At 70.3% G+C, this 18,871-nt stretch carries 19 protein-coding genes and 1 pseudogene; 11 read left to right on the plus strand and 9 right to left on the minus strand.

What is annotated here, in order from left to right:
• Window positions 1-106: 106 nt before the first annotated feature.
• Window positions 107-1,096 carry a LacI family DNA-binding transcriptional regulator gene (locus ABZS61_RS32400; RefSeq protein WP_356429381.1) on the minus strand — a complete coding sequence of 330 codons (990 nt, stop codon included), beginning with the start codon at window positions 1,094-1,096 and terminating at the stop codon, window positions 107-109.
• Between the two features lie 273 nt (window positions 1,097-1,369).
• On the opposite strand from ABZS61_RS32400, the gene ABZS61_RS32405 reads away from it, so the two are divergent.
• The 6 genes from ABZS61_RS32405 (at window position 1,370) to ABZS61_RS32430 (ending at window position 7,265) form a co-directional block, all read left to right on the plus strand.
• Entirely contained in the window at window positions 1,370-2,293 is a 924-nt protein-coding gene (locus ABZS61_RS32405) for a sugar ABC transporter permease (protein ID WP_356429301.1), read from the plus strand.
• A gap of 3 nt (window positions 2,294-2,296) precedes the next feature.
• Window positions 2,297-3,259 carry a carbohydrate ABC transporter permease gene (locus ABZS61_RS32410; RefSeq protein ID WP_356429304.1) on the plus strand — a complete coding sequence of 321 codons (963 nt, stop codon included), beginning with the start codon at window positions 2,297-2,299 and terminating at the stop codon, window positions 3,257-3,259.
• Window positions 3,260-3,333: 74 nt separating this feature from the next.
• Window positions 3,334-4,668 (plus strand): sugar ABC transporter substrate-binding protein, encoded by a 1,335-nt coding sequence (locus ABZS61_RS32415; RefSeq protein WP_356429307.1) that lies wholly within the window; start codon window positions 3,334-3,336, stop codon window positions 4,666-4,668.
• A gap of 192 nt (window positions 4,669-4,860) precedes the next feature.
• Window positions 4,861-5,958, plus strand: a complete 1,098-nt coding sequence (locus ABZS61_RS32420) for a hypothetical protein (RefSeq protein ID WP_356429310.1) — start codon at window positions 4,861-4,863, stop codon at window positions 5,956-5,958.
• Window positions 5,959-6,186: 228 nt separating this feature from the next.
• On the plus strand, window positions 6,187-6,642 hold the full coding sequence (locus tag ABZS61_RS32425; RefSeq protein ID WP_356429313.1) for a Rieske (2Fe-2S) protein: 456 nt from the start codon (window positions 6,187-6,189) through the stop codon (window positions 6,640-6,642).
• 152 nt (window positions 6,643-6,794) lie between these two features.
• Window positions 6,795-7,265 carry a pyridoxamine 5'-phosphate oxidase family protein gene (locus ABZS61_RS32430; RefSeq protein ID WP_356429316.1) on the plus strand — a complete coding sequence of 157 codons (471 nt, stop codon included), beginning with the start codon at window positions 6,795-6,797 and terminating at the stop codon, window positions 7,263-7,265.
• A gap of 46 nt (window positions 7,266-7,311) precedes the next feature.
• Here ABZS61_RS32430 and ABZS61_RS32435 read toward each other — a convergent pair whose 3' ends face one another.
• The gene (locus ABZS61_RS32435; RefSeq protein WP_356429319.1) at window positions 7,312-8,211 is read right to left on the minus strand and encodes a LysR substrate-binding domain-containing protein; all 900 of its coding nucleotides are present in this window, start codon (window positions 8,209-8,211) and stop codon (window positions 7,312-7,314) included.
• 74 nt (window positions 8,212-8,285) lie between these two features.
• Between ABZS61_RS32435 and ABZS61_RS32440 the strand changes: the two genes are divergently transcribed.
• Entirely contained in the window at window positions 8,286-9,287 is a 1,002-nt protein-coding gene (locus tag ABZS61_RS32440) for a DMT family transporter (protein ID WP_356429322.1), read from the plus strand.
• Here the strand turns inward: ABZS61_RS32440 and ABZS61_RS32445 are convergent.
• On the minus strand, window positions 9,274-10,605 hold the full coding sequence (locus ABZS61_RS32445) for an aminotransferase class I/II-fold pyridoxal phosphate-dependent enzyme (protein WP_356429325.1): 1,332 nt from the start codon (window positions 10,603-10,605) through the stop codon (window positions 9,274-9,276). The two genes, ABZS61_RS32440 and ABZS61_RS32445, sit on opposite strands and share 14 nt — an antisense overlap.
• A gap of 35 nt (window positions 10,606-10,640) precedes the next feature.
• Between ABZS61_RS32445 and ABZS61_RS32450 the strand changes: the two genes are divergently transcribed.
• Window positions 10,641-11,336 (plus strand): pyridoxamine 5'-phosphate oxidase family protein, encoded by a 696-nt coding sequence (locus ABZS61_RS32450; protein WP_356429327.1) that lies wholly within the window; start codon window positions 10,641-10,643, stop codon window positions 11,334-11,336.
• Between the two features lie 67 nt (window positions 11,337-11,403).
• Here ABZS61_RS32450 and ABZS61_RS32455 read toward each other — a convergent pair whose 3' ends face one another.
• From ABZS61_RS32455 to ABZS61_RS32465, 3 genes are all read right to left on the minus strand, one after another.
• Entirely contained in the window at window positions 11,404-12,363 is a 960-nt protein-coding gene (locus ABZS61_RS32455) for an EamA family transporter (RefSeq protein ID WP_356429329.1), read from the minus strand.
• A 158-nt stretch (window positions 12,364-12,521) separates the two neighbouring features.
• A complete protein-coding gene (locus tag ABZS61_RS32460) occupies window positions 12,522-13,565 on the minus strand; it encodes an EamA family transporter (RefSeq protein ID WP_356429331.1) in 1,044 nt (347 codons plus the stop codon).
• Between the two features lie 67 nt (window positions 13,566-13,632).
• On the minus strand, window positions 13,633-14,163 hold the full coding sequence (locus ABZS61_RS32465; RefSeq protein ID WP_356429333.1) for a Clp protease N-terminal domain-containing protein: 531 nt from the start codon (window positions 14,161-14,163) through the stop codon (window positions 13,633-13,635).
• 248 nt (window positions 14,164-14,411) lie between these two features.
• On the opposite strand from ABZS61_RS32465, the gene ABZS61_RS32470 reads away from it, so the two are divergent.
• Window positions 14,412-14,615 carry a hypothetical protein gene (locus ABZS61_RS32470; protein WP_356429335.1) on the plus strand — a complete coding sequence of 68 codons (204 nt, stop codon included), beginning with the start codon at window positions 14,412-14,414 and terminating at the stop codon, window positions 14,613-14,615.
• An 81-nt stretch (window positions 14,616-14,696) separates the two neighbouring features.
• Here ABZS61_RS32470 and ABZS61_RS32475 read toward each other — a convergent pair whose 3' ends face one another.
• The gene (locus ABZS61_RS32475) at window positions 14,697-15,320 is read right to left on the minus strand and encodes a PadR family transcriptional regulator (RefSeq protein ID WP_356429337.1); all 624 of its coding nucleotides are present in this window, start codon (window positions 15,318-15,320) and stop codon (window positions 14,697-14,699) included.
• A gap of 304 nt (window positions 15,321-15,624) precedes the next feature.
• Between ABZS61_RS32475 and ABZS61_RS32480 the strand changes: the two genes are divergently transcribed.
• A complete protein-coding gene (locus tag ABZS61_RS32480; RefSeq protein WP_356429339.1) occupies window positions 15,625-16,425 on the plus strand; it encodes an aminoglycoside phosphotransferase family protein in 801 nt (266 codons plus the stop codon).
• 360 nt (window positions 16,426-16,785) lie between these two features.
• On the opposite strand, the pseudogene ABZS61_RS32485 reads toward ABZS61_RS32480, so the two are convergent.
• Window positions 16,786-17,087 (minus strand): annotated as a pseudogene (locus ABZS61_RS32485) (NAD(P)H-binding protein); the annotation flags it as partial.
• Between the two features lie 66 nt (window positions 17,088-17,153).
• Here ABZS61_RS32485 and ABZS61_RS32490 point away from each other — a divergent pair.
• Window positions 17,154-17,975: a PhzF family phenazine biosynthesis protein gene (locus tag ABZS61_RS32490; protein WP_356429342.1), complete on the plus strand. Its 822-nt coding sequence runs from the start codon at window positions 17,154-17,156 to the stop codon at window positions 17,973-17,975.
• 43 nt (window positions 17,976-18,018) lie between these two features.
• On the opposite strand, the gene ABZS61_RS32495 is transcribed toward ABZS61_RS32490, so the two are convergent.
• Window positions 18,019-18,798, minus strand: a complete 780-nt coding sequence (locus ABZS61_RS32495; protein ID WP_356429345.1) for a type II CAAX endopeptidase family protein — start codon at window positions 18,796-18,798, stop codon at window positions 18,019-18,021.
• Window positions 18,799-18,871: the final 73 nt, after the last annotated feature.

Here is an 18,871-nt window from a genome sequence, read left to right on the forward strand (position 1 = left end):
CCGCCGGCGTGCGGCGGAGCCATGCGCATGCCGGGCTCGAGGATCGGCTCGTCCGCCTCGAAACGTCCGGTGAAGCTGTGAGGGACAGCCGGTGGGCCGAGGAGGATCAGGCCTCCGTGTACGGAGCCGTGCTGGCGCGCACGACCAGCCGGGTCGGTACGAGCGTCGTACCTCCCTCGACCGCCTTGCCGCCCAGCTCCGCCAGGATGGCGTCGACGCACAACTCCCCCACGCGGGCGAAGTCCTGGTGGACCGTGGTCAGCGGCGGGATGAAGGAGGCGCTCTCGGCGATGTCGTCGAAGCCCACGACGCTCATGTCCTCGGGCACCCGCCTTCCGCGCTCGTGGAGTGCCCTCAGTACACCGAGTGCCATCTGGTCGTTCGCCACGAACACCGCGGTGCAGTCGGGCTCGTCGGCCAGCCGGAGGCCCGCCTCGTAGCCGGATTCGGGCGCCCAGTCGCCCCGCAGCAGAGGTGGCACCTCCCGCCCCTCCTCGCGCAGGGCCGCCTCCCATGCGACCGCACGGCGGCCCGCCGCGAACGACTCCTCCGGGCCGGCCAGGTGCCAGACCGTACGGTGCCCGAGGCCGAGGAGGTGGCGGACCGCCGTGCGGGCGCCCTGGTGCTGGTCGGTGTCCACCACGTGGAACCGGTCACCGGCATCCGAGTCCACGACGACGACCGTCACATGCGGTGGCAGGGTCAGCAACGCCGTGTCGAGCAGATGCACTTCCATGATCAGGACGACCGCGTCGACCGCGAGTTCGTCGAGCCGCGTGAAGGCTCCCCTGACGTTGTCCTGGGTCGGGGCGTCGATCGGGATCAGCGTGACCGCGTACCCCGCGTGCGAGGCGAACTTCGCGATGGCTTCCAGGGTCCGCACGTTGCCGGTGCTGGACAGGCTCATGGTGATGACGCCGATGGTCCGGAAGTCGCCTCGTTTGAGAGCACGGGCGGCGCTGTTGGGCCGGTAGCCGAGCTCCTTCATGGCGTCCAGCACCTTCTGCCGGGTCCGGTCGATGACGGCCGGGTCCCCGTTGGAGACCCGGGAGACCGTCTGCGACGAGACGCCGGCGACCCGGGCGACGTCGGCCATCGACACGCGGGGCTGCCTGCCTTTCGCGGCGCGTCGGCCGCTCCTGTCCGCCGTCTCCGCACGAGCGGCCGCGTCTTTCTGCGTCACCGGTCTTCCTTCCATCGAGTCCCACCCCATGCTTGACGACCCCCACCGGGAGTGTCACCATCACGCTACCGATGATTACGTAAACATTTCTCATCGGGCACAGCCTGATCCGGCCGCTTCCGGCCCGAAGGCCTCTCGTCCCACCTCACCAACGGACCGGTCGGTCACCGACACGAGGAACCAGCCATGACGCTCCTGCCGACTCCGGCGAAGGCACCACCACCCCGCCCGCGAGCGCGCTTCCGCCTCCGCAGGCAGGCCCTCGTCGGGTGGGGGTTCGCAGGTCCCTTCGTCGCGGTCTTCGGCCTCGTCTTCCTTGCGCCGATCGGATACGCGCTGTACCTCAGCCTCTTCCGCGACCGGCTCATCGGCGGGAACTCCTTCGTCGGCACGGACAACTACCAGCAGGCGCTGACGGACCCGCAGTTCTGGGAGGGACTGGCCAGGGTCGGTCTGTTCCTTGTCGTCCAGGTGCCCATCATGCTGGGCATCGCGCTGCTGGTCGCACTGGCCATCGACAGCGGGCGCCTGTACGGCAAGGCCTTCTTCCGCATATCGATCTTTCTGCCCTATGCCGTACCCGCGGTCGTCGCGAGCCTGATGTGGGGCTTCATCTACGGGACCAGGTTCGGCCTGGTCGGCAACATCAACGACGCCTTCGGCGTCGCCCTGCCCGACCCTCTTTCCCCGGCCCTGGTGCTCGCCTCCATCGGCAACATCGTGACCTGGGAATTCGTCGGGTACAACATGCTGATCTTCTACTCGGCGCTCAAGGTCGTTCCACGCTCGCTCTACGAAGCCGCCGCGATCGACGGCGCCGGGGAGTGGCGGGTGATCACCGCGGTCAAGCTGCCGTCGATCCGCGGCGCCCTCGTCATCGCGACGATCTTCTCGGTCATCGGCAGCTTCCAGCTCTTCAACGAGCCGAGCATCCTGCAGAAACTCGCCCCTAACGCGATCACGAGCGACTTCACGCCCAACCTCTACACCTACTCGCTGTCCTTCTCCGGCCGGCAGCACAACTACGCGGCCACGGTGGCGATCGTGATGGGCGTCATCACCGCGATCATCGCCTACAGCGTCCAGCTGCGCGGAATGCGGAAGGGCTGAGCCATGACCACGAACCTCGCCGGAGCCGACTCGAACGCCACGGAGCCCGCAGGCCCCGCGCGCACCTCCCGGGTGGCCGGCAGGCCACCCCTACGGCCCCGCCGTCGCCCCCACACCCCGCTCGACCCCCGTCCCAGCATCCCGCTGACCCTCCTGACCGGACTGGTCCTCCTCTACACACTGCTTCCGCTGGCCTGGCTCGTCATCAACTCGACCAAGGACCAGAAGGGCCTGCTCGACTCAGCGGGCCTGTGGTTCGGCGAGGACTTCGACCTCTGGGACAACATCTCCCGGACGCTGGCCTACGACGACGGTGTCTTCGTCCGCTGGCTGCTCAACACCTTGCTGTACGTCGCCGCGGGGGCGGGTGGCGCCACCGTCCTCGCCGTCCTGGGCGGATACGCCCTGGCGAAGTATCAGTTCCCCGGCCGCCGGGCCGTGTTCGCTGTCGTCATCGGAGCCGTGGCCGTGCCGGGCACGGCCCTCGCGGTGCCCACATTCCTCATGTTCAGCAGCATGGGCCTGACGAACACCCCGTGGGCCGTCATCATCCCCTCCCTGATCTCCCCGTTCGGGCTCTACCTGATGTGGGTGTTCGCCGCCGAGGCGGTACCCGCCGAACTCCTCGAAGCGGCCCGCGTCGACGGCTCCGGCGAACTGCGCACCTTCTTCCGCATCGCCCTGCCTCTGCTGATGCCGGGAACGGTCACCGTGCTGCTCTTCTCCATGGTCGCGACCTGGAACAACTACTTCCTGCCGCTGATCATGATCAAGGACCCCGACTGGTACCCGCTCACCCTCGGGCTCAACGCCTGGAACGCCCAGGCCCAGACGGCAGGCGGCGAGGCCGTCTTCGACCTCATCATCACCGGCTCCCTGCTCACGATCGTGCCGATCGTCGTGATCTTCCTCCTGCTCCAGCGCTACTGGCAGTCAGGCCTGGCCGCAGGCAGCGTCAAGGAGTGAATCCGCCCCCACGCGCGCCCTCCCCTCCCCCTCCCCCTCCCCCTCCCCCGAACACCGAACCAGGAGCACCACGTATGAGGACACACAGCACTCGCCGGCTTCTCGCCGCCGTCGCCGCGGTCTGCGCCATCACTCTCGCCGCGACCGCCTGCGGCTCCTCCGATCCCGCCGAGGACAGCGGCGGCGCGAAGGACGTCGAATCCGCGCTGGCCAAGGGAGGGAAGATAACGGTGTGGGCCTGGGAACCCACGCTGAAGAAGGTGGTTGCCGACTTCGAGGAGAAGTACCCGAAGGTCGAAGTCGAACTCGTCAACGCGGGCACCGGCGACAAGCAGTACACCGCTCTGCAGAACGCCATCGCCGCCGGCTCCGGCGCCCCGGACGTGGCACAGATCGAGTACTACGCCCTCGGCCAGTTCGCGATCGGCAAGTCCGTGGAGGACCTCGCCGGCTACGGCGCCGCCGGCCACGACAAGAAGTTCACCACCGGCCCCTGGAACGCGGTGAAGGACGACAAGGCCGTCTACGCCCTGCCCATGGACTCCGGCCCGATGGCGCTGTTCTACAACAAGAAGGTCTTCGACAAGCATCACATCGAGGTCCCCACCACATGGGACGAGTACGTCGAGTCAGCGCGCACCCTGCACAAGGCCGACCCCGAGATCTTCATCACCAACGACACCGGCGACGCGGGCGCCACCACCAGCCTCATCTGGCAGGCGGGTGGCCGTCCGTACAAGGCCGACGGCACCGACGTCACGGTCGACTTCAAGGACGCGGGCACCAGGACGTACACCGACACCTGGCAGAAGCTGCTGGACGAGGACCTGGTCGCGCCGATCAGCTCCTGGAGCGACGAGTGGTACAAGGGCCTGGCCGACGGCAGCATCGCCACCCTGTCCATCGGCGCCTGGATGCCTGCCAACTTCACCTCGGGCGTCGCCTCCGCGTCCGGTGACTGGCGCGTGGCCCCGCTCCCCCAGTGGACCAAGGGCAGGACGGACAGCGCCGAGAACGGCGGCAGCTCCCTGGCCGTACCGAAGGCCGCGAAGAACAAGGAACTGGCGTACGCCTTCGCCGAGTACGCGACCACCGGCGCCGGCGCCTCGACCCGCGTCGGGGAAGGCGCCTTCCCCGCCACCCGTGCGGACCTGGAATCGAAGACCTTCCTGGAGACCGCGTTCCCCTACTTCGGCGGCCAGCAGGCCAACAAGGTCTTCGCCGACTCGGCCCGCAACGTGGGCAGCGACTGGTCGTACCTGCCGTACCAGGTGTACGCCAACTCCGTCTTCAACGACACCGTGGGCAAGGCCTACGTCTCCTCGACCCCCCTGTCGCAGGGGCTGGAAGCCTGGGAGCAGTCCAGCATCAGGTACGGCACGGACCAGGGCTTCGACGTCAACAAGTAGTCCGGGGAACGAGGCGGCGGCTGTGCGGGAGTTCTTCCGCACAGCCGCCCTTCCCTGATCCGCAGCGGGTCTCCAGGGCCGACCGAGCGGGGACTTGGGTTCGCGGGAGTGCCGATGAGCTGTGTGATGATGCACCGACGCCGACCGGCTCAGGGCAGAGACCGGGCGGATGAGAAGGGGCGGGAACACAGCGTGGGCAAGGGTGGGGCATCCATACCGGACGAGGAGTGGGAGCGCTTTCTGCGGGAGGCCGAGGCAGGGACTTCGGGCGCGCCCGAGGAACCGTCGGCGCGCGCCCGGATGGTGGCGCGGCGCCTGCGCGAGGAGCCCGGTCGGCCGGAGGGGTGGCGAACCCACCAACCGCCGCAGCCGCGGAAGGGAAAGGGCTGGTACGCGGTCGGTCTGCTGGTCGTGGTCGTCCTGCTGGTCGTGGTGATGATTCCGGGGCGGGTGGCTGGGTGGTTCGGAGTCGGGGGTGGGGTGAGTACGCCGCTCGCCGCCGAGTCGGAACGTCCCGACCAGCCGCCGGCGGAGGAGTCGGCGGCCCGACAACCCACGTTGGAGGAGCCGTTCAGGGGATCGCCGGCGGAGCGGTGGGGCGACGGGACGGCATCACTCGTCCTGCCTGCGGCGCGGGCGACCGGTTGGATGAGCAAGGAGCAGGTCGCGCAGGCGCTCGACCGGACCCGGGACTTCCTTGCGGAGTCCAGCCTGGATCCTGGTGTGCTGCGCGGGGAGCGGCCCGGGAAGGCGATCGCGTTGATCAATCCGTACCAGCGGGACGTCAGCGACTACCTGGCGGCCGCGTTCGGCACCCCGAGCCGGGAGAACGATCCTCTGATGCTCTTCAGCCGTTTCGCGGAGACGAAGACACGACTCGTCGGGAACGTGGTCAGGACCCGCGGACGGATCACGTACCAGCAGGGTGAGCGCGGCGCGGTCGAGGTGACCACAGATGTCACGTACGTCTATCCCGTCGTACGCGCCGCGGCGGGAAGCGACGAAGTCACCCGCACCATCGTGCGCCGCGAGGTCGTCATGAGCTGGGACGACCCGTCGAAGGTGAAGATCAAGCCCGGGACGTTCTCCCTGGTCTCCTACAGGGCGGACACCACCAACGGCGGCTGTGACACCTTCACCGGCTACTTCGTCCCGGAGTTCAGGGCCGAACGCGCCGTCACGGGCTCGGGGGACGGCCCCGAGGTCGACCCGTACGACCGGAGCACGTCGTTGGAGGCGCGCATCCGTGAGAGCGGCGAAGCCGGGTGCGGGAAAGCCACACGGCTGTGAGCAGGTGAGGCGGGTGCGTGGCGCACGGGGTCCGGTGTCCGGTGTCCGAGGGAGCTGTCGCCCGTACCCGACCGGCGGCCGGTAGCCACCCGGGCCCGTACCCGACCGGCGGCTCGTGACCGGCCGATGGGTGAAGTGCGGGCGGAGACTTCCCGGGCGCCTGAACACCGGAGCCCTTCGGTCCGTACCACTGACGACGTCATGTACTCCGATGAAGGGAAAGCCGGCATGAGCGCATCGCAGGAGCGCCAGGTCCACTTCGGGCGCCGCACCGTCGTCGCGGCGGTGGGCGCAGCCGGAGTGGCCGCCGCACTCACCGCGTGCGGCGGCTCGAAGGACTCGGGCGGTTCGGACACGGTTCAGCCCGCCGGGGAGGGGGACGGCGCGAACGGGGGCGGCACGGTCCTCGCGAGCACCGCCGACATTCCTGAGGGCGGAGGAATGGTGTTCGCCGACCGGGGCGTCGTGGTGACGCAGCCCACGGCCGGTGAGTTCAAGGCCTTCTCCTCGAAGTGCACCCATCAGGGATGCGCGGTGAAGGAGATCTCGAACGGAACCATCAACTGCCCTTGTCACGGCAGTACTTTCGACGCGGCGACCGGCAGCGTCACGAACGGTCCGGCGACCCAGCCGCTGCCGGCCAAGGAGATCAAGGTCGAGGGCGACTCGATCACGCTGGTGTAGCCCCGACCGCCGGGGCGAGCGTGTACGGATCATCGCGGGGGGGGCAGCCGCAGGCACCCCCGCGATGGCCTCGGCCTGCACCCCTGGGTGGACTTCGGGAGGAAGAGCCTCCATGATTCCGGGCACCCGGTCGGACAGCAGGAGAGGCCCCCATGACCGTCACCCAGCGTCGCGGCCGTCGGATCATGATGACGGACCCGGAACGGGACACCTACCTCCGCGAGCAGCGCACCTGCCGGGTGGCCACGGTCTCCGCCGAGGGGATGCCCCACGTCGGGGCACTGTGGTTCGTGTGGGACGGCACGTCTCTCTGGCTGTACTCGCTCACCCGGAGCCGGCGCTGGGCACAGCTGCGGCAGAACCCGAAGATCGCGGTGGTGGTGGACGACGGGGTGGAGTACGGAGACCTGCGCGGCGTGGAGCTGTCCGGCGAGGCGGAGGTCGTCGGCGAAGCACCCCGTACGGGCGGGGCGTGTGCCGAACTCGATCTGCCGGAAGGGCTCTTCGCCTCGAAGTACTTCGGCCTGGACGCGCTGCCCCACGACGGACGGCACGCCTGGCTGCGGCTCACGCCCGAGGCTGTCACCTCCTGGGACTTCCGCAAGCTGGCCGGCACCTCCTGAGGGCCGGCCGTCCCTTCCCGGTGCCGGTGCCAGCACCGGCACCGGCTCAGAGTGCCCGGCCGGCGTCGCGCAGGGCCGCGACGGCTGCCCGGATCGACGGACGCCGGTCCGCGTCCGTCCGCCATACCGCGTGGATGTGGCGTCGCATCCTCTGCCGTACGGGCACCATGCGCACCCCCTCCGGCACCGATCCCCGGCCGAGCCGGGGTGTCACGCAGACGCCGAATCCTGCGCCGATCAGCGCGAGTTGGGTGTGGTGCTCGCCCGCGAGGTGGGCGATGCGCGGCTCCACGCCCACGGACCGCAGGGTGAACATCAGCCAGTCGTGACAGAATTCGCCCTCCGGCCAGGACACCCATTCGTCGTCGGCGAAGTCCTCGAGGTCCACCTCCGTCCGGTCCGCGAGCGGATGCCCGGCCGGCATGGCGATGTCCGGTACGTCTTCGAGGAGTTCGGCCTTGGCCAGGCCACCCGGCACCGGCAGTCGTTTGTTGCTCCAGTCGAGCACCACGGCCAGGTCCATATCGCCCCGGAGCACGGCGCGAATGGCTCGCTCCGGCTCCAACTCCACGGTTCGCACCTTCAGTTCGGGGTGGTCCCGGCGCAGTGCGGTGAGGGCGGCGGGGAACAGCCCTCGCGCGGCGGTCGGAAAGGCCGCCAACCTCACTTCGCCCACCACCTCGCCGCGCTGGGCCTCGATGTCGGACTGGGCCAGCTCCACCTGCGACAGGATGCGTGCGGCGTGGTCGGCGAGCAGCTGGCCGGCATCGGTCAGCCGGACGCCCCGTCCGTTCTTGGCGAGGAGCTGCTGGCCCACCTCGCGTTCCAGCTTGGCCATCTGCTGGGAGACCGCCGACGTGGTGACGTGAAGACCCTCGGCAGCGCCGCTCACCGAGCCGTGCCGTGCGAGGGCATCCAGGGTGCGTAGGCGCTCCAGATTCAACATGTAAGCAATGCTACGCGAATGGAGCCACTAAATCTCACTTGTCCTACGCGGTTCTTGTTGTCATCGTTGACCCCATGAGCGCTCCTTCCGCACCGGCGACGGTGCCGTCCTCCAGCACCCCCCGGCCCACCACCCCCTCCCCCGGCCGGCGTCGGACCGTGGACTGGCGCATCCGGTTCGTGGCGCTCTCCCTCATCTGGGGCTTCAGCTTCCTGCTCATCAAAGTCGGCACCCACGGGTACGCCCCCTTCCAGGTCACCTTCGGCCGACTGCTGTTCGGTACGGCGGTACTCGCCGTCGCCATCGCGGTGCGCCGTGACCGGCTGCCACGCTCCGGCCGGACCTGGGGCCATCTCTTCGTCGCCGCGTTCCTCCTCAACGCGCTGCCCTTCTCGCTCTTCGCCTACGCCGAGCTGACCATCCCGTCCACGCTCGCCGGGATCTGCAACGCCACCTCGCCCCTGTGGGGCATGGCGCTCTCGCTCGTCGCACTCTCCGAGGACCGGCCGACCCGCCGCCGCGTCGCGGGGCTCGGCCTGGGCTTCATCGGTGTGCTGACCGTCCTGGGCGCCTGGCAGGGGTTCTCCGGGCTGGACTTCGGCGGTACGGCCATGGCCCTGCTCGCCTCACTCAGCTATCCGATCGGCTGGATCTACGTCCGCCGCACCCTGGCGGGCACCGGCTCCTCGGCATTGGCGATGACCGGCAGCCAGCTCTTCCTCGGGACTCTGCAACTGGCCGTCGTCACCCCGATGTTCACCTCGCTCCCTGAGCGGTTCCCGCTGGTCCCGACGCTCTCAGTGATCGCTCTGGGAGCGCTCGGCACAGGGCTCGCGCTGCTCATCCAGTACGGCCTCGTCCAGGAGGTCGGCCCGACGACGGCCCAGATGGTCACCTACTTCATCCCGGTCATCGCGACTGCGGCCGGCGTGGCCGTGCTCGGCGAGCAGCTGAACTGGAACACCCCGGTCGGCGCCCTGGTGGTCCTCGCGGGCGCCGCACTCACCCAGAGCAGGCCCCGCACGACCACCAAGCCCGCACGAGTGCCGGGACGCCGTCCGTTCAGCCGTAACTGATGGGCGTGGCCGGCTGCGCCGCGGCCGCCACCGCGTCCGCGAGGGGTGCGATGTCCGCCCCGGTCAGCGATGACACGGTCAGTCGCATCCCCTGCGGTGCGACGTTGCGGAAGCGCGCCCCGGGAGCCACCGCCCAGCCCGCGTGGAGAAGTCTGGCCACGGCGCCGGTCTCGTCGCCGACGGGGACCCAGACGTTCATCCCGCTCCGCCCGTGCGCCGGCACGCCACGCTCCTCCAGCGCGAGGACGAGCGCGTCCCGGCGCTCGCCGTAGGCCCTCGCGACCGCGACGACGTCGACGGCGCCGGAGGTCCACAGGTGCACCACGGCCCGCTGGAGCAGGGTGCTGACCCAGCCCGGCCCCAGCCTCTGTCTTCCGGTCACACGGTCGACGGTCACCGCGTCCCCGGTCAGTACGGCGACCCGCAGATCCGGTCCGTACGCCTTCGCGACGGACCGCACGAAGGCCCAGCGGTCCGTGGATCCCACCAGCGGGTGCAGCGGCAGGTCGACGATGGCGTGACCATGATCGTCCTCGATCAGGAGCACCCCGGGGTACTGCGAGAGAACGGACCGCAGCCTCCTCGCCCGGTCGGCCCCCACCGCTGCCCCGGTCGGGTTCTGCGCCCGGCCGGTCACGATCAGCGCTTTGGCCCCCGCCCTCAGCGCACGCTCCACATCGCCGGGCAGCGGTCCCTCGTCGTCCACGGCGACGGGCGCGACACGCAGTCCGAGGGCCGGGACCAGATCCAGCAGACTGCCCCACCCGGGGTCTTCGACGGCGACCGCGTCACCGGGTTTGAGGTGGGCCGACAGGACACGTTCGATCGCGTCGAGGGATCCCGAGGTGACCGCCACGGGGCCCGCGGGCACACCGTCGGCATCCAGTTCCGCCCGGGCGAACGCCGCGAGCTCAGGGATCACCGGAGCATCCCCGTACAGCCCTGGCCTCAGCGCGTTCGCCCGCGCGGCCACGGCCAGCGCTTCGCCGAGGCCGGGCAGCAGGGCCGGATCGGGGTTGCCGGATCCCAGGTCCCGTACACCCGGCGGCGCGTCGATCCGGAGCGAGCCGCGGGAGGTGCTCGCAGGGCGTTGCCGCACCCTGCTGCCCCTGCGCCCCGCGGTCTCGATCACTCCGCGCTCACGGAGCGTCCGGTAGGCGGCGGCCACCGTATTCGGATTGACCCCCAGCGCCGACGCCAACTCCCGCATGGGCGGCAGTACATGGCCGGGGGCGAGGTCGCCCGAACCCACCCCGCGCTCCACGCTTGCGGCAATGTCCGATGCGCGCCGCCCGCTGATCCGATACTCTCCTAGCACAAACATGATTATGCACTAGTGCAATGGAGAGCGCAATGCCGGACACCGCAACGCCCGACAGCACCGGCCAGGACGCAGCAGCCCCGTACGAGCCGACCGAGCGCACGGTCCCGAGCCGGGCCAGGCAACGCGCTTCGTACGACCGGGAGGTCGTCCACTCGATACTCGACGAGGGCTACCTCTGCCATCTCGGATTCGTCCGCGACGGGGCACCGGTCGTGCTCCCGACCCTCTTCGGCAGGGTCGGCGAGCGGCTGTACGTGCACGGCTCGACGGGCTCCCGGCCGCTGCGCGCGGCGGGCGCGTCGGATCCGGGCCTGGCGGTCTGCCTGACGGTCACGCTCGTCGACGGCCTGGTGCTGGCCCGGTCCGCGTTCCACCACTCGATGAACTACCGCTCCGTGGTGGTGCACGGCATCGCCCGCACGGTGACCGACCCCGAGGAACGGCGCGTGGCACTCGACGCCATCGTCGATCAGGTCGTTCCCGGCAGGTCGCTGGACTCCAGGCCTGCCGACGCGAAGGAGCTCGCCGCCACGGCGGTCATCCGGCTGGACCTCGACGAGGTCTCCGCCAAGGTCCGCACCGGAGGGCCGAACGACGAGGAGGCGGACCTCGCCCTGCCGTACTGGGCGGGTGTGGTGCCGCTGGCCCACGGCTACGCCGCACCGGTTCCGTCCGACGACCTCGACCCCGCCGTGCCCGTGCCCGACTATCTCGCCGCCCTCTGACACACCTGCACGTGCCGGGCCCGTCACGGGGACGGGCCCGGCACGGGGTCACTCGGAATCCGCGGGATCAGGTGGGCAGGGCCTCCCGGCGCCCGCGGACGGCGGCGGCACCGCGCGCCTCGTCGAGGGCCAGTCCGGCCACCGCACCGAGCAGTAGCAGCGTGCCGATGACCGTGGCAGCGGTGAGCTGTTCGTGCAGGACGGTCACCGCGATGAAAGCCGCGCTCACCGGCTCCAGAAGCATGATCACGGACACGGTCGCCGACCGGACCGCGGCGGCGCCGGCGAAGTAGAGCGCGTAGGCGAGCGCGGTCGGCACAGCCGCCACATAGAGCATCAGCCACAACACCTGCCCCGTTGCGGCGTCGTGCGGCACGAGTTCCTCGGCCAGCGCCGCAGGCAGCAGACCGATAGCGCCGATGCCGAACGCCCACGCACTGGTGGAGAGTGAGTCGCCGGACGCACCCTGGCGTCCCAGCCACCGGGTGAGCAGCGTGATCGCCGCGTAGCCGGCGGCGGACAGCAGGGCCAGCAGCACCCCGGCGGGCCGCACTTCGGCGGCCTCGCCGCCGAGCACGAGCACGGCGAGCCCGGCGAGGGCACCGGCGACGGCGACGAATCCGCCCGTGCCCAGCCGCTCCCCCATCAACAGCCGTGCGCCGACGGCGATGAGGACAGGACCGGCCCCAAGAGTGACGACGGTCCCGACCGCGAGACCGGTCGCTTCGACCGCCGCGAAGTAGGCACTCTGGAACACGGTGAGACCGATGCCGGTCCCCAGGATGCGCAGCAGCCGGAGGCGGCGGGACTCCTGCGGAGCGCGCGGGCGACGGGGTCGCACCGCCAGTACGCCCGCCAGGAGGACGAGACCGCCGGCGCACCGCCAGAACGACAGGGCGAGCGGGCCGAGATCGCTGACCCGGAAGATCAGGGACGCGGCCGCGCCCGCGGTGCCCCAGGCGATACCGGCGACAACGAGATACAGGAGGCTCCGCCCGACGGGCAGGCCGGAAACAGGGTGGGACACGTGACTTCTCCGGAGGAAGAGGGGGTGGTGGTCGCTCGGCTGCGCACGCGGGCAGCGACGAACCGCTCGGGGACTGCCCGAGCCCGGTCTTCGTCAGGAGTGGCCGCGCGCGCTAGGCGACAGGCGGCGGAAGTACGGTCAGGTGCATGATCGCCACCCTACGGCGAGGTCCGGTGCCCGGACAACTCACCCTCCGCGCCGGCGGAGTCGACGCCGCCCTCACCGTCCGATCCCTGCACTCCGGCGCCGGACGCCACCGGACCGGACGGCGGCCTGGGCGCGGCGGACTGGGCGATGAAGGCTCCCATCAGCACCACACCGCCGCCGACGAGCTGGGGCGCGGAGAGGTGTTCGCCGAGGAGCACCCAGGCCAGTACCGTCGCGATGACCGCCTCGAGGCAGGCGACAACACCGGCGACCTGCGGTGAGAGCAGGCGTACCGACACCACACCGGTGACATAGGCGAGCACGGTCGCGAGCAGCACGATCCAGCCCAGCAGCAGCCACGCGGGAACGGCGTTCCCGTTCATCTCGGCGCTCCCGCCCAGAGCCGCCCAGTTCATGCCCCAGGGCCTGGCCACGACGGTGAGCACCGCTGCCCCGACCAGCAGCCCGTACGCGATCACGCCGAACGGATGCGGCGGCCCGGCTTCGGCGGCGCCGTGGCTCCCTCGGTCGCGACTGCCCTGATCGGACAGGACGAAGTAGCCCACCTGACAGCACGCCGCTCCGAGGGCGAGCAGCAGTCCCACGGCGTCGAAGCTCAGTCCGGCCCACACCTCGACGACACAGGCGAGTCCGCCGACCGCGAGGACCACCCCGGCCGCGGCGGCCCGGGTGACGGGCCTGCGCTGCACGAAACGCACCCAGCCGAGGACCAGCGCGGGCGCCAGGTACTCGACGAGAAGGGCGACACCGACAGGGATTCGGGAGATCGCTGCGAAGTAGAAGGCCTGTACGCCCGCGACGGCGAAGAGCCCGAAACCGGCCAGCAGGGCCGGCCGCTCACGCACCAGATGCCGGTGCCGCCAGGCGACGGGCAGCATGACGAGCGCGGCGCCCGACACGCGTAGCCACACCACGTGCAACGGGTCGAGCCCCGCCTCGATCAGCGGCTTGGCCGCCACCCCTGAACCACCGAATGCGAGCGCCGAGACCAAGGCCAGGCCCAGACCGGCGTTTCTCCCCTGAGACGCGTGCATCGGCACATCATGGCAGCCCGCGTCAGCAGCGTCACCCTCGTCACGCCTGTCGGAAGCGTGTCCATGATCACCCCTGCCGGGAACCCTCGGCCAGCCGGTCCGCCGTACGCCCCGCGAGCCACGCCGCCTCCACGCCTGCCCGCTCCAGCACCTCGACGGCACGGCACTCCGGGTCCCCTACCAGGGCAGCGAGAATGTCGAGTCCACCGGTGCGGGACTCCCCGCGCAGAACCGCCCCCCGCTCCGCCCGGCGCATCGCCGCGACGGCCGAGGGAGACCACCCGTCGGCGCCCCGCTCGCCCACCGCCGTCGGATCGCCCGAGTGCTCCGGCGTCCCCTGCCAGCGGAGCCCGTAGCCGATGCTGCGCTGCACGAGATAGCCGAGAACCCTGGCCAGCTGGGGTCCACCGTCGAAGACGGCACGGACCTCGGGGTCGGACTCGATGAGCGAGTGCAGCAGATGAGCCGTGTCGATGTGGCGGTCGCCGTCACGCAGGGCCCGCCTGCGCGCACCTGTCACCACCGACGCCAGTTCAGCGGTGAATCCGGCGTCGCCCGGTGCGGGCTGTTCGGGTATCCAGGGTGTCCGGTTGTGCACATATCCCACCCCATCAGGCCCGGAACACGGTGGCATCCCCGGTACGGCCCATCTGCGCATCCCACCGAGGGCGGGCACCTGAGGAGTTCCTCATCCTTGCGGATGAGATCCCGCTCGCGGGGGGCACCGGTTCGCGGAAAGAGCGCGCGCCGCCTTGCGCAGCGCTCCCGGCGCAACCGGCGACGCACCGGAAACGTCCCTCAGGCCACACCGATCCGACGACACCGGTGGGAGGAGGGATCCTTTTCGTGTCCTGGTTGGTCGCCCTGCCGGCCCTCGACGGGCGGCAGTACGTCTATCGCGTCCACGCCCCTGCCGACGCACTGCCCGCCGACCTGTTCTGGGCGGCGTTCCACTGCCACGACGACGGCCCGCACCCCCGCGCTTCGGACCGGTTCGACGCGGCTGCGATCTGGCGGACCGGACCGGCGAAACTCATCAGCCGGCCATGAAGCGGGCACCCGCACACGACGTACGCCGCAAGAACCCCGCGAAGCCGGGCCCTTGCGGCGTACGGTCGCACACCCCACGGGTCAGTGGTCGTCGTCGGCAAGGATCAGGTAGAGCTTCTTACGGGCATCGTTGATCACCGTGAGCGCCTTCTGACGCTGATCGGCGGAGCCGGTCTTCCAGACCTGCCCGAACGCCTCCATCAGGCCGAACCCGGCCTGGCGGATCTCGTTCACACCCTCCCAGTCGACTCCACGCCCGACTTCCTCCCACGGCGCCTCGGGACCGGTCTCGGCCTCGGTGCGGCCCGCCTCGGTGAGGGTGAACAGCTTCTTGCCGCCCTCGCTCGCGCTGACGATCAGCCCCTCGTCCTCCAGCAGTTGAAGGGTGGGGTAGACGGACCCGGGGCTGGGCCGCCAGGCCCCTCCGCTGCGCTCGCCGATCTCCTGGATCATCTCGTAGCCGTGCATCGAGCGGTCCTTGAGCAGCGCCAGGATCGAGGCACGCACATCGCCGCGCCGCGCCCTTCCCCTGCCGCCGCCCCGGCCACGTCCGCCACCGAACGGCCCCCCGCCGTACGGTCCGCCACCGAAGGGCGGGCCGAACGACCCGAAGGCTGCCCGCCTCCCCTCGTAGTCGCCCCGACCTTGATGACCGGGCCCGCAGTGCCCATGCCCGTGCTCATGCTCGTGTCCATGTGAACGCATCGCTACGCTCCTTCCATCGTTGATCTGTCGCGATGCTTCAACGATATATCGGAACCGATCGCCCGACAACCCCTGGAATCGAACAGGGCCGCCTGACTTGTGCCGGCGAACGTTGATCATTTGCCACCGAAGGGCGATTGATGCCTGTTTGTGCCAGTTAAGGATGACGACTTGCAGATTCGTGTCGGTCACGGAGGACCGACGCCGGCCCTGTCGTCCCGCACCGACAGGTCTCGTACGCGCTGATCCACGTCGTGTGCAGCCCGGCCCGCGCGGGGGTCGATCTGGCAATAGCGTGATCCTCATGACGGCTGAGGACGAGGCGCTGGTGGGCGGCATGGCGAACGCGGGGGCGGTTTTCCGCCGAGGGGAATGGGTGGAGCGACCGGCACCGCGCAACGCGCGCGACCTCCACGCCTATCTCATCGAACTGAAGGAGCACGGCTTCGACGCGGCGCCGGCCCCTGTCGGTCTCACCGCGGATGGCCACGAGCAGCTGACTTTCATCCCTGGCGACGTGGCTCTGCCGCCGTTCCCGGACTGGGCGATGACGAGTTCTGCCCTCGAATCGGTGGGGAGCCTGCTGCGGCGTCTGCATGAGACCAGCGCGGCCGTCGCGGTCGACACCCGCGCCGAGTGGCCCCCGGACCTCGCCGACCCGGAGGGGGGAGCGATGGTGTGCCACAACGATGTGTGCCCGGACAACGTCGTCTTCCGCGACGGTCGCGCCGCGGCCCTGATCGATTTCGACATGGCGGCACCGGGCCGTGCCCTCTGGGACATCGCCATGACCGCCCGCTACTGGGTGCCCATGCTTGATCCCGAGTCCGCGGCCGCTCTCTACCCCCGAGGGCTGGATGCGGCCGCACGGCTGCGGACTCTTGCCGACAGCTACGGCCTCTCGGCGGGGGACCGCGCCGAGTTGCCCTGCGTCATCGAGCAGGCCACGGAGGTCTGCCGGGCCTTCGTCGCCCGCCGCGTGGCCGGCGGAGACCGCGTCTATCTCCGGGCGTTGGCCGCGCGTGGTGGATGGGAACGCTGGGACCGCGTGCAGACCTGGCTGGTGGACCACCGTCAGACGTTCACAGCTGCCCTGCTGAACTGACCGGCCTGGACGTGCGAGGACGGACTCACCAAAGCATCGCCTTGCGTCGGCTGATGCCTTCCGACGGCACCGCTGGGAGCACGTCCGGCGCTGTGACCTGCCGCGTTCCTGGGCAGTGATCCGAACAGACCCCGCAGGGTGGCGTTTCCAGGGACTCGTTGCGGGTCGGGGCGAGGGCGTCAGCCCTCACCCCGACCGTGGTGGGTGAAGCCGCGAGTTCGGGGAGTGGGTTGGGGTTCGGGGACGCTGGGACCCTCTGTCGAGTGCGGTGTTCTTCGGATGGATGGGTGCGCCGGCGGTGTGCTCTCTGCCGCGAGTGTGTGACCGGACCACCCCGGCACATGGGGCGCCGGCGAACGGTCAGTCGGAGATGACGGCGGTGCGGTGGATCCAGTCGCCGCCGTGTGCCGCCCCGTGTATGAAGGCAGCGACGTCCGCCCGGCCGATCGTCGGGTTGCCCTTCATCGGCAGCCGGTTCTCCGCACGGTACGTGCCCTTGGCCGGGCCGTGGGTGAGCCGGGTCGGATGGACGACGGTCCAGTCCAGCTGCTGGAGCGGATGCTTTCGTCGGCGGTCTCCTTGTTCGCGTAGATCGACCGCAACAGCGTCCGGCAGATCAGTCTCTGTGCGGGGCTCGACCACGCGAGCGTGTGGCCGACTCCTCGGCAGGGCCGCCAACCGCGAATTGGCCTTGGACCGTGCGTAGCGGTCCGCCTACGGTCACCGTCATGAGGATTCGCATCGTCGACGCGTTCACCGACCGCCCCTTCGCCGGCAACCCCGCAGGCGTCCTGATCCTGGAATCCGGCCCCTTCCCCGACGCCGGCCGGCTTCAGCAGATCGCCGCCGAGGTCAACCTCTCCGAAACGGCGTTCGCCCACCCCCTGCCGCCCGGCGGCGATGCCGACTGGGCCCTGCGCTGGTTCACCCCGACCACCGAGGTCGACATGTGCGGGCACGCCACACTCGCCACCGCGCACGTCCTGCACACCACGGGAACGGCGAGCGGCACGGTCCGCTTCTCGACCCGCTGCGGAATCCTGCGCGCCACCACCCACCCGGACGGCACTCTCACTCTGGACTTCCCGACGGCTCCGCTGACACCCGTCACCGCCCCGCCCGGCCTGGCGAAGGCGTTGGGCGCCGATCCCGTCTCCGTCCACGACACGGGGTCGCACGTCGGCGACCTGCTGATCGAACTCGCCGACGAGGCTGCCGTACGCGCGCTCTCGCCGGACTTCGCCGGACTGGTCGCCCACTCCCGGCGCGGCGTCATCGCCACGGCCGCGGCCGCGGACCCTTCGCGCGGTTACGACTTCGTGTCGCGCGGCTTCTTCCCCGGAGTGGGCATCGACGAGGATCCGGTGACCGGAAGCGCCCACACCGCCCTGGCCCCGTTCTGGTCGGCACGCCTCGGGCGCGAGGACCTCACCGGCCTGCAGGCCTCCGCCCGCTCCGGCCTCGTCCGCACCTCACTGCGCGGAGACCGCACCCTTCTGACCGGCAGCGCCGTCACCGTCATCGACGGGGAACTGCTGGCCGCACTCTGACAGCAGGGCCGGGGCGCACAGGTCAGCACCCCGGCCCCTTCGTTCACGGCGTCGGCAGCCAGCCCACCTTCCCCGCGAGCAACGCGTATCCCACGAACGCCCCGATATCGAGCAGGGCGTGCGCGACCACCAGCGGACCGACGCGTCCCCAGCGCCGGTAGAGCAGCACGAAGACGACGCCCATGACCGTGTTCCCGATGAAGCCGCCGATGCCCTGGTACAGGTGGTAGGAGCCGCGCAGCACCGAACTCGCCATCAGGGCTGCCATCGGTGTCCAGCCCAACTGCCCCAGTCGGCGCAGCAAATAGCCGACGACGATGACTTCCTCCAGAACGGAGTTCTGCACCGCGGAGAGAATCAGGACGGGGAACTTCCACCACACGTCGGGCAGTGACTCGGGAACCACCGTCAGGTTGAATCCGCCCGCCCGCGCCATCAGGTAGAACACCAGCCCCGCACTGCCGATCCCCGCCGCGACCAGGGTGCCGCGCCCGAGGTCGGACCAGGGCCTGGTCCGGTCGAAGCCGAGGACACGCAGACCGGCGCCCTCACGGGTCAGCAGATGGGCCACCAGCACGACGGGCACCAGCGCCGTTGCGATTCCGAACAATTGCCAGGCCAGATCCAGCCACGGCCGCCCGGGCGCGTACGAACCGTTCAGCGTCGCGGCCTGATCCTTCAGACCTCCTGGTTTCGTCAACGATCCGACAAAGCTGATCAGGGCAGACACCCCGCTGGCCCCCAGCGAGAGGGCCAGCACCAGCACCGTCTCCTGCCGCAGGATCCGTCGCGAAACGGCCTCATGAGGAGTGAATTCAGCCACGCGCCCCGCCTCCACCAGTACACCTGCCTTCAGTTCTGCAATCGCAACTCATGCCGCCCGCCGTCCCGCTAAG

This window comes from Streptomyces sp. NPDC005566 (assembly GCF_040605575.1).
Lineage (GTDB): Bacteria > Actinomycetota > Actinomycetes > Streptomycetales > Streptomycetaceae > Streptomyces.

Coding starts and splice junctions, on each gene's coding strand:
- ABZS61_RS32450 (WP_356429327.1), top strand. CDS start 10,641: ATGCCGGACACCGCAACGCCCGACAGCACCGGCCAGGACGCAGCAGCC.
- ABZS61_RS32415 (WP_356429307.1), top strand. CDS start 3,334: ATGAGGACACACAGCACTCGCCGGCTTCTCGCCGCCGTCGCCGCGGTC.
- ABZS61_RS32440 (WP_356429322.1), top strand. CDS start 8,286: ATGAGCGCTCCTTCCGCACCGGCGACGGTGCCGTCCTCCAGCACCCCC.
- ABZS61_RS32475 (WP_356429337.1), bottom strand. CDS start 15,320: ATGCGTTCACATGGACACGAGCATGAGCACGGGCATGGGCACTGCGGG.
- ABZS61_RS32460 (WP_356429331.1), bottom strand. CDS start 13,565: ATGCACGCGTCTCAGGGGAGAAACGCCGGTCTGGGCCTGGCCTTGGTC.
- ABZS61_RS32430 (WP_356429316.1), top strand. CDS start 6,795: ATGACCGTCACCCAGCGTCGCGGCCGTCGGATCATGATGACGGACCCG.
- ABZS61_RS32435 (WP_356429319.1), bottom strand. CDS start 8,211: ATGTTGAATCTGGAGCGCCTACGCACCCTGGATGCCCTCGCACGGCAC.
- ABZS61_RS32425 (WP_356429313.1), top strand. CDS start 6,187: ATGAGCGCATCGCAGGAGCGCCAGGTCCACTTCGGGCGCCGCACCGTC.
- ABZS61_RS32480 (WP_356429339.1), top strand. CDS start 15,625: ATGACGGCTGAGGACGAGGCGCTGGTGGGCGGCATGGCGAACGCGGGG.
- ABZS61_RS32400 (WP_356429381.1), bottom strand. CDS start 1,096: ATGGCCGACGTCGCCCGGGTCGCCGGCGTCTCGTCGCAGACGGTCTCC.
- ABZS61_RS32410 (WP_356429304.1), top strand. CDS start 2,297: ATGACCACGAACCTCGCCGGAGCCGACTCGAACGCCACGGAGCCCGCA.
- ABZS61_RS32405 (WP_356429301.1), top strand. CDS start 1,370: ATGACGCTCCTGCCGACTCCGGCGAAGGCACCACCACCCCGCCCGCGA.
- ABZS61_RS32490 (WP_356429342.1), top strand. CDS start 17,154: ATGAGGATTCGCATCGTCGACGCGTTCACCGACCGCCCCTTCGCCGGC.